General features: G+C 46.4%; 9 protein-coding genes. 8 read left to right on the plus strand and 1 reads right to left on the minus strand.

Annotated features, from left to right (window positions below; all coding sequences use genetic code 11):
* Window positions 1-81: 81 nt before the first annotated feature.
* The 7 genes from groL (at window position 82) to GPL15_RS13795 (ending at window position 7825) form a co-directional block, all read left to right on the plus strand.
* On the plus strand, window positions 82-1701 hold the full coding sequence (groL, locus tag GPL15_RS13765; protein ID WP_215699251.1) for a chaperonin GroEL: 1620 nt from the start codon (window positions 82-84) through the stop codon (window positions 1699-1701).
* 108 nt (window positions 1702-1809) lie between these two features.
* A complete protein-coding gene (locus GPL15_RS13770) occupies window positions 1810-2304 on the plus strand; it encodes a DUF6106 family protein (protein WP_215699252.1) in 495 nt (164 codons plus the stop codon).
* A gap of 403 nt (window positions 2305-2707) precedes the next feature.
* Entirely contained in the window at window positions 2708-3904 is a 1197-nt protein-coding gene (locus GPL15_RS13775) for a PLP-dependent aminotransferase family protein (RefSeq protein WP_215699253.1), read from the plus strand.
* Window positions 3905-3943: 39 nt separating this feature from the next.
* Window positions 3944-4177: a hypothetical protein gene (locus GPL15_RS13780; protein ID WP_215699254.1), complete on the plus strand. Its 234-nt coding sequence runs from the start codon at window positions 3944-3946 to the stop codon at window positions 4175-4177.
* An 843-nt stretch (window positions 4178-5020) separates the two neighbouring features.
* The gene (gene guaB, locus GPL15_RS13785; RefSeq protein WP_215699255.1) at window positions 5021-6475 is read left to right on the plus strand and encodes an IMP dehydrogenase; all 1455 of its coding nucleotides are present in this window, start codon (window positions 5021-5023) and stop codon (window positions 6473-6475) included.
* A 166-nt stretch (window positions 6476-6641) separates the two neighbouring features.
* The gene (locus GPL15_RS13790; protein WP_103227055.1) at window positions 6642-6965 is read left to right on the plus strand and encodes a cupin domain-containing protein; all 324 of its coding nucleotides are present in this window, start codon (window positions 6642-6644) and stop codon (window positions 6963-6965) included.
* Window positions 6966-6985: 20 nt separating this feature from the next.
* Window positions 6986-7825 carry a sugar phosphate isomerase/epimerase family protein gene (locus GPL15_RS13795; protein ID WP_215699256.1) on the plus strand — a complete coding sequence of 280 codons (840 nt, stop codon included), beginning with the start codon at window positions 6986-6988 and terminating at the stop codon, window positions 7823-7825.
* Between the two features lie 125 nt (window positions 7826-7950).
* Here GPL15_RS13795 and GPL15_RS13800 read toward each other — a convergent pair whose 3' ends face one another.
* On the minus strand, window positions 7951-8373 hold the full coding sequence (locus GPL15_RS13800; protein ID WP_215699257.1) for a DUF3842 family protein: 423 nt from the start codon (window positions 8371-8373) through the stop codon (window positions 7951-7953).
* Window positions 8374-8566: 193 nt separating this feature from the next.
* Here GPL15_RS13800 and fumC point away from each other — a divergent pair, with 193 nt between their 5' ends.
* The gene (gene fumC / locus GPL15_RS13805; protein ID WP_215699258.1) at window positions 8567-9940 is read left to right on the plus strand and encodes a class II fumarate hydratase; all 1374 of its coding nucleotides are present in this window, start codon (window positions 8567-8569) and stop codon (window positions 9938-9940) included.
* The last annotated feature ends 182 nt before the right edge of the window (window positions 9941-10122 follow it).

Here is a 10122-nt window from a genome sequence, read left to right on the forward strand (position 1 = left end):
TATAACAGCAAGACAGATGAATGCTTGCAGCAGGATTTGCAGAGGCAGACCTGAAAATATAGATATTGGAGGAATGAAATCATGGCAAAACAGATCAAATATGGTGTAGAAGCAAGAAAAGCTCTTGAAAGCGGTGTTAACCAGCTGGCAGATACTGTCCGCGTGACATTGGGACCGAAAGGAAGAAACGTAGTTCTGGATAAATCTTTTGGCGCACCCCTTATTACCAATGATGGTGTAACAATCGCAAAAGAGATCGAACTGGAAGATGCATTTGAGAACATGGGCGCTCAGCTTGTTAAAGAAGTGGCTACCAAGACCAACGATGTTGCCGGTGACGGTACGACAACAGCAACTGTTTTAGCTCAGGCTATGATTAATGAAGGTATGAAGAACCTGGCAGCAGGAGCTAATCCGATCGTATTGAGAAAAGGTATGAAAAAAGCGACGGAAGCAGCAGTTGAAGCGATTGCCAGAATGAGCCAGCCGATCAGCGGAAAAACCCAGATCGCCAGAGTAGCGGCAATTTCCGCATCGGATGATGAAGTTGGTGAATTAGTTGCGGACGCTATGGAGAAAGTTTCCAATGACGGCGTTATCACAATTGAAGAGTCCAAGACCATGAAGACTGAGCTTGACTTAGTTGAAGGTATGCAGTTTGACCGCGGTTATGTTTCCGCTTATATGTGCACCGATATGGATAAGATGGAAGCCAACCTGGATGATCCGTATATCCTGATCACAGATAAGAAGATCTCCAACATCCAGGAAATCCTTCCTGTTCTGGAACAGATCGTGCAGTCCGGTTCCAAGCTTTTAATCATTGCTGAAGATATCGAAGGCGAAGCTCTTACCACTCTGATCGTTAACAAATTAAGAGGAACCTTCACTGTAGTAGGAGTTAAGGCTCCAGGCTACGGCGACAGAAGAAAAGAGATGTTAAAAGATATCGCTATCTTAACAGGCGGTACTGTTATTTCTGAAGAACTGGGATTAGACTTAAAAGAGACAACCATGGATCAGTTAGGCCGTGCAAAATCTGTAAAAGTTCAGAAAGAGAATACAATCATCGTAGACGGCTGCGGCGATAAAGCTGATATCTCTTCAAGAGTTGCACAGATCAGAGCTCAGATCGAGGAAACAACCTCTGAATTTGATAAAGAGAAATTACAGGAAAGACTTGCGAAACTGGCTGGCGGCGTAGCTGTTATCCGTGTTGGAGCGGCTACTGAAACAGAGATGAAGGAAGCGAAGCTGCGAATGGAAGACGCTCTGGCAGCTACAAGAGCGGCAGTGGAAGAAGGAATCATCGCTGGCGGCGGTTCTGCTTATGTTCATGCGGCTAAGGATGTTGCTAAGGTGGTTGATACTCTGGAAGGCGATGAGAAGACAGGCGGTAAGATCATCCTGAAAGCTCTGGAATCCCCATTATATCACATTGTTGCCAATGCAGGCCTGGAAGGTTCTGTTATCATCAATAAGGTAGCAGAAGCTGAAGTAGGCGTAGGTTTCGATGCGTACAAAGAAGAATATGTAGATATGATCAGTGCCGGTATTCTTGATCCTGCCAAGGTTACAAGAAGCGCACTTCAAAATGCGACAAGTGTTGCATCAACTCTGTTGACAACTGAATCCGTTGTTGCTAATATAAAAGAGGAAACTCCTGCGATGCCGGCTGGCGGCGGAATGGGAATGATGTAATAACGTAAAGCAGAGTAGCATGTAAGAAAAGGGATCTGCCATGTCCTGCATGTGCAGATCCCTTTTCCTACTTTATTTCTGTTTTATATGGAGAAAGGGAATTTACCTATGAATGAAGCATACTCAGAGTGGCTGGTTAAGAGAAAACCGCCGGTGTACGCAATTGCCGTAAAGGCAGTTATGATCGTATTATGTATTTTTTCTGTATTTCTGGCTTTAACAACTGTTTTAGGCGTGATCGCGTTATTAGTGGTTGGAGGTATCTCTTATTTTGTATTCCAGAATCTGAATTTGGAATTTGAATATCTCTTTGTGAACGGGCAGTTGTCCATTGATAAGATTATGGGACGCGCAAGAAGAAAACAGGCGTGGGAAGGAACGATGGAAACAATCCAGATCGTAGCGCCTTCTGATTCCTATGTGCTGAAAGATTATGAGACATCAGATATGAAGGTTGTGGATTATTCTTCAGGACAGGCCGGCGCTAAAACATATGCTTTAATTAACAAGTCAGGCGGCAATACCACAAAAGTTATATTTGAACCGAATGACAGGATGCTTCATTGCATGAAGCAGGTGAGCCCCAGAAAGATTGTACAGTAACTTTTATCAGGGATAATCCTGCGCAATCGATTTTTGATGATAAGAGCTGAGAGGAATGCAGCCGCTCAGACGGCTGATCTTCTTGCCCGAAAAAGCCGGTTAACAAGCATCGGATGGACATCCGGACTTGTTTCGTCAGAATACTTAAATTAATGGTTGCAATTGCCAAAATTCTATACTATAATTTACCACGTGAGAAAATTTCATACAGGCATCCATAAAAACGAAAGGGTTTTTTCCTTTTCGTTTTTTGCTTTTTTGACAGTTTTTTAACAGAACCTGTGTTGATCAGGCTTCCCCCAATCTGAATAACGTCAAGCAATTTGAAACATATCAAAATGTTTGGAGACGCCTGTATGGATTTTCCTATAAATTTTAAATGTTAAAGGGAGAATGGGATCAGATGGAGTATCAATTTTCAGACAGAATCAATGCAGTCAAGCCGTCGTCGGCTGATAATATATTAAAATTGATGGGAACACCGGGACTTAAAAAATTTTCCGGCGGGAATCCGGCCGCAGAAGCGTTTCAGGTGGAGACAATAAAAGGAATATCCAGAAGAATGCTGGAACATGATCCCATTGGAATCCTGCAGTATTCTGTGACGGAGGGATGTCCTGAACTTTTACAGGCAGCCAGGGAGTTTTTGAACCGGAAAGAGATCAAAGTCAGCGCCAGGGACCAGCTTGTGATCACCAGCGGAAGCGCCCAGATCATGGATCTGCTGTCAAAAGTGCTGTGTAATGACGGGGACCGGGTTTTGGTGGAAGCGCCCACATTTATGGTGGCAATGAGCGCATTTCGCAGCAATGGTGCCGTTGTAGAAGGGGTAACGCTGGAAGAAGACGGTGTGAATCTAAATGAGCTGGAACAGAAACTGGCGGCTAAGCCGACGCCCAAATTATTCTATGTAATTCCCGATTTCCAAAACCCCACAGGGGTGACCACTTCTTTTGAAAAGAGAAAAGGGATTTATGAATTATGTGCAAAATACGGGACCATAATTCTGGAGGACAACCCTTATGGAGAACTGAGATTTGCCGGAGAGGAAGTTCCGTCCATTAAGAGCCTGGATCAAGAGGGAATCGTGGTGTATGCAGGCAGCTTTTCCAAGATCATTGCGCCCGGCATCCGCGTAGCAGCCATGTCCGCCCCCGCGCCCGTGGCCCAGAAGGTGATAAAGGCCAAGATGCTTAACGATGTACACAGCACGGTATGGAGCCAGAAAATCTGCGCGGAGATCCTAAAAAACTGCAATATGGATTTTTACATCGGAAAACTGCGTTCCATCTATGGAAAAAAATCCGAAATCATGCTGGACGCCATCAAATCTTATTTTCCCCGGGAAGTCTCTTATATCACTCCTGAGGGAGGAATGTTTTTATGGGTCACGCTTCCGGATTCCATTGATATGACGGAATTTGTGAAAAAGGCGTTGGACAGAACCGTTGCATTGGTGCCCGGCGATGTATTTTTCCCCGATGCAGAAGCGCCCTGCCACTCGTTCCGCATGAATTTCTCCACGCCGGAAGAGCTGGAGATTGTGGAGGGAATCAAGATTCTGGGGCAGTTGATGAAAGAGGAATTGGGGATTAATTAGCAAAGGCTACTTTGGAGGCGAAAGTTACGCAGGGAAGCGGTGCGAGGCGGCGGCCGGAGGGCCGGACGTTGGGAACCGGACGGCGGAGTGGAATCCGGCGGGGATGAAAACCGGCTTCCAACCGTAAGGGAAACTAAGGCCACAGGGCTGGAAAAAGACGGTCCGATGCCCATTCACGGTAAACTCTTTATGGGAGTTTACCGTTCAGTGGGCATCTCAGAAACTGATTTGGTCTTCAGTTTCTGCCCGTCTTTTTCCAGCCCTGCAGCCTAAGTTTCCCTAACGGTTTCCAGACGGCTTTCATCCCCGCCGGATTCCACTCCGCCCGTCCGGTTCCCAACGTCCGGCCCTCCGGCCGCCGCCTCGCACCGCTTCCCTGCTGGTTTTCTCAGGCCAAGTTTATGAAACGTAATTTAGGTGCAGGTGAGGATTTATCAGAAGGGGGGATTTTATACGGTGTCCATTTTTTTACATCAACCCTCAAGGCATTTTCGAAAATGCCTTAACGTTTTAATGTAAATCCCCACGTCATTCACATCAAATCCTCATGTCACATTCTCCACAAATTCCCAATCCCCCCATTCAATCAAGTAAGCTCTCGTCTTTTATATTCCCTCTCCACCAATCTTTATTTCCTCCTTATTCCGCCAGTACCCAGCCGTGAATCGTGGGAACGGGGGCGGACAGGGCCTGCGGGGCAGGGGGCCGTCTGGAAACCGTTTAGTGGTTCTTGGTCTGCAAGGGCGGACAGAGGCGGGCAGAAACTGAAAACCGAATCAGTTTCTGAGGCGCCCACTGAGAGGTGAAGTCCACACAGAGTTCACCTCGAATGGGCGCCGCACCGCCTCTGTCCGCCCTTGCAGTCCTAGAACCACTTACGGTTGGAAGCCGGTTCCCTGCCCCGCAGGCCCTGTCCGCCCCCGTTCCCACGATTCACGGCGTCACTATTGCCAATAACCCTAAATAAAGATTCTCTCTTCTATGTTATCTGTCCCGCGGACAAAAAGTGTAAAAATGTGTTTGACAAGCAATCTAAAATTTGCTAGACTTAATAACTAACAGCAACACAGTTATTAATAAAATTAATAAACACTACAAGAAAGAGAGGAAAAATTAATGGGTACAATTATTGGTGAAGGCATTACTTTTGATGATGTCCTCTTGGTTCCGGCGTATTCAGAGGTAATTCCCAATCAAGTTGATCTGACCACATACCTGACTAAAAAAATTAAATTGAACATTCCGCTGATGAGTGCCGGTATGGATACGGTTACCGAGCATAGAATGGCCATTGCTATGGCGAGACAGGGCGGTATTGGAATTATTCATAAGAATATGTCCATCGAAGCACAGGCGGAAGAGGTAGATAAGGTAAAGCGTTCGGAAAACGGCGTTATCACAGACCCATTTTATTTATCCCCGGAACATACATTGAAAGATGCAGATGAACTGATGGGAAAATTCAGAATTTCCGGCGTTCCGATTACGGAAGGTAAAAAGCTGGTGGGAATTATCACCAACCGCGACCTCAAATTTGAAGAGGACTTTTCCAGAAAGATTAAGGAATGTATGACTTCCGAGCACTTGGTTACCGCTAAGGAAGGGATCACGCTGATGGAGGCTAAGAAGATTCTTGCGAAAGCCAGAGTGGAAAAACTCCCGATCGTGGATGATGACTTTAACTTAAAGGGCCTGATTACAATCAAGGATATTGAAAAACAGATTAAGTATCCATTTTCAGCCAAAGACGGACAGGGAAGACTTCTCTGCGGCGCTGCGGTAGGCATTACAGCCAATGTGCTGGACCGGGTATCGGCTCTTGTAGATGCTAAGGTTGATGTGGTTGTGCTGGATTCCGCTCATGGACATTCGGCCAATGTAATCCGCTGTGTGAAGATGATTAAGGAAAACTATCCGGATCTTCAGGTTATCGCAGGCAATGTGGCAACCGGAGAGGCGGCGAAAGCCCTGATTGAAGCTGGTGTGGATGCGGTTAAGGTCGGTATTGGCCCTGGTTCCATTTGTACCACCCGTGTGGTTGCCGGTATCGGAGTTCCACAGATCAGCGCGATCATGGACTGCTATGCGGTGGCGAAAGAGTATGGTATTCCGATTATTGCAGACGGCGGAATTAAGTATTCTGGAGACCTGACAAAGGCGATTGCAGCCGGCGGTAGCGTTTGTATGATGGGAAGCCTGTTTGCAGGCTGTGACGAGAGCCCGGGAACATTTGAATTATATCAGGGAAGAAAATATAAAGTTTACCGCGGCATGGGTTCCATCGCAGCCATGGAAAACGGAAGCAAGGACAGATACTTCCAGTCGGATGCCAAGAAACTGGTTCCGGAAGGCGTGGAAGGCCGTGTGGCTTACAAAGGCCTTGTGGAAGACACCGTATTCCAGATGCTGGGCGGCCTTCGTTCCGGTATGGGATACTGCGGAGCGCAGACGATTCCAGCATTACAGGAGAACGGCAGATTTGTGAAGATTTCAGCCGCTTCTTTGAAGGAAAGCCATCCTCATGATATCCATATCACCAAGGAAGCGCCAAACTACAGCATTGACGAATAATATGATATAAAGATAGAAATGCGCCGTCCTGTGACAGAGAATGTCATGGGGCGGTATTTTTTATTCTGGAGGTTTAACGCTTCCATTTATGGAATTCTTTTACTTGCATTTCGTCTAATGTATGATAAAATTAATTGTAAATACTTACAAAAAAGGAGAATGGATTATGTATGTAGAAAACAAAAACATTGAATTGACGGATCTGGGCGGCGGCGTTGTTCGTAAAGTGCTGGCCTACAGTGAGAATCTGATGTCGGTAGAGCTCCATTTTGACAAAGGAGCAGTTGGAGCAAAACACAGCCATCCTCATGAGCAGATTGGTTATTTGATTTCCGGTTCTCTTTTATTCCAGGAAGAGGGAAAGGAAGATAAGGTTCTGGTGGCAGGAGATACCTATTATGTGGCCCCGGATGTTCCTCATGGCGTAGTAGCTTTAGAAGAAACCATGCTTTTGGATATTTTTACTCCTATGAGAAAAGATTTTGTATAAGAAAAAGGCGGTAATTTAAAATGAACTATGGAATGAGATGTCATGATCTTTGCCCCAAGGGCGATTTTGATACGGTTTTTGATGCTGTAAAGGCAAATGGGGTGGACCAGATCCAGCTTGCATTTGGCAAATCAATTACAGGATATGATTTTAACTATGGCCATTATTCCCCTGGATTTGGCCGTATGATCGGCAATAAGTTAAAGGAGCGGGGAATCCATGTGGCGATTCTGGGCTGCTATATCAATCCGGTGAACCCGGATGAAACCAGAAGGATGGCGGAAGTTCATAAATTTATCGAGCATTTGAAATACGCCAAAGCGATCGGAGCCGATATGGTGGGCACGGAGACGGGCCGTTACGATGTGAACTATGATCTGGCTCCGTATACTTTTACGGAAGGCTGCTATCAGCTGTTCTTAAAAAGCATGAGAGAAATTGTAAGCGCTGCCGAAAAATTAGGGATGATTGTAGGCGTGGAAGCAGTCCATAACCATACATTGTACTGTCCTGAGATGATGAAACGTTTTCTGGATGACATCAATTCTCCCAATGTTGAGGCTATTTTCGATCCTGTGAATTTAATCAGCAGTGAAAATTATATGAAGCAGGAAGAGATCGTAGAGCGTGCGCTGTCATTTTATGGGGACAGGATTACTATGGTGCATGTAAAGGATTTTGTGTTGGATAACGGAAGGCCCAAATTTGCCCATGTGGGTGAGGGGATGTTTAATTACAAACCGGTGCTGAAATACCTGAAGGAAAATAAACCGTATGTGACCATGCTGCTGGAGAATTCTAATGCAGGACGTTATCACAGTGATGTGGAGTACCTGCAGAAGATTTATGATGAGGTTTAAAGAACTGGCTGGAATGATACGGGCCGCTGCGGATTTTGTTTTATAGCATGAAAAAGCTGGAATTAAGCGTGACAGTACCGCTTAATCCCAGCTTTTTTATGTGATGTTAACTGTCTTGTCCGCCGCTATCTCTGGCTGCGGGAGGAGATAAAGCTGTCCAGATATTCAATGGATTCTCTTATATAATCTCCGGAGGACAACTGTTTGCAGCCTACCACATGGTGGTTGCACCGGTTCACCGGTATCAGTATTTTATGGGCATGGCTGGAACCGATGGAAGCAGCCATGGCAGGGGTGATCTCTCCCAACAGGGAATTGGCAATAACAATGCCGATGGGACCGATGATAACATCCGCATCCTGGCTGTTGACAATGGCAGGATTTTCCCCTGTGGCTCCATAATCCGCGCCTGCTTTCAGCATGGCGGCGGTGGCAATGCTGTTGGTTCCTATGGCGATCAGCTCCAGATCGGGATGGGATTTTTTTAACTGTTCAATAATGGATTTTCCCATTTTTCCGCCCTGGCCGTCAATAACGATAATTTTCATAATGACCTCTCATTTCTTATCTGTTTGTAATGATCTGATGGATTTGCTTTTTGATTTCATCATGGTACTATTTTATAGGAAATGCGTTGATTATGCAAGTGTGGAAAAATCCGGTCAGGTGTAGTATAATCAATTGAAAAACCAGCAATTAGGATACAGAGCCGGAAATACAGAAAGGCGGAATGGAGGAAAAATGGAGTACAGAATTGAACACGATACCATGGGAGAGGTGAAAGTGCCTGCCGACCGTTATTGGGGAGCGCAGACCCAGAGAAGCTTTGAGAATTTTAAGATTGGAACCGAAAAGATACCGTTGGAAGTGATCCGCGCTTTTGCCATTTTAAAGAAAGCGGCTGCAATTGCCAATGAAAAGTCAGGAAAATTAGAGCACAGCCTGGCGGAAGCGATCTGCGCGGCCTGTGACGAGGTCTATGCAGGAAAACTGGACGACCATTTTCCGTTGGTTGTATGGCAGACGGGAAGCGGTACACAGTCCAACATGAATTTGAATGAAGTGATCGCCAACCGTGCCAATGAGATGCTTGGGGAGAAGAAGGTCCATCCCAATGACCATGTGAACAAATCCCAGAGCTCCAATGATACATTTCCGACGGCGATGCATATAGCGGCAGTTGTTGAAATCGAGGACAAGCTGCTCCCTGCCATAGACTTGCTGACTGCCACATTTGACCGTTTGGAGCAGGCATACGCAGGAATCATCAAAACCGGAAGAACCCATCTACAGGACGCAACTCCCCTCACTCTGGGACAGGAGATCAGCGGATGGAAAGAAATGCTCATCAAAACCAGAACCATGATCGTAACTTCTTTGGACGGGGGGAGGGAGCTAGCATTAGGAGGAACCGCCGTAGGAACAGGGTTAAATGCCCCGGCTGATTTCGGTGAATCTTCCGCAGCAGAAATCTCAAAACTCACCGGAAAATGCTTTAAAACAGCGGACAACAAATTCCACTCCCTTACCAGCAAGGACGCTCTTGTATTCGCCCACGGCGCCTTGAAAGCCCTGGCTGCGAATCTGCTTAAAATAGCCAATGACGTGAGGCTGTTATCCAGCGGCCCGCGCTGTGGAATCGGCGAACTGTTAATTCCGGAAAATGAACCGGGAAGCTCTATTATGCCGGGAAAAGTAAATCCAACCCAATGTGAAGCCATGACCATGGTGGCCTGCCAGGTAATTGCCAATGATGTGGCCGTCGGTTTTGCGGCTTCCCAGGGCAATTTTGAGCTGAATGTATATATGCCGGTCTGCATTTATAATTTCCTCCAGTCCGTTTCCCTGCTTTCAGGCGCTATCGTATCGTTTAACAATAACTGTGCAGTAGGAATCCGGCCAAATGAGAAAAAGATCAAAGAATACCTCGACCAGTCACTGATGCTGGTCACCGCTCTCAACCCTTACGTAGGCTATGAAAATGCTGCCAAAATTGCAAAGCTGGCCTATAAAGAAGGGATCACGCTGAAAGAGGCGGCTGCAGCTCTGGGATTATTGAAGGCAGAGGAATTTGACGCCTATGTGAAACCGGAGAATATGGTGCATCCTTTGTAGTTTTTTAGGGGGGGAATAATCTTTATTTAGTCGAGTAAGTTACGCCGCGAATCCTGGGGATGGGGACGGACGGGGGCGGAGGCCCGCTTGGATGGCTGGCATCGGGCGGAGCGGAATCCGTTGGCGATGAAAACCGGCTTCCAACCGTAAGTGAAACTAAGGCTCCAGGGACGGAAAAAGAC

The sequence above is a fragment of the Clostridium sp. MCC353 genome (assembly GCF_018785315.1).
Lineage (GTDB): Bacteria > Bacillota > Clostridia > Lachnospirales > Lachnospiraceae > CHH4-2.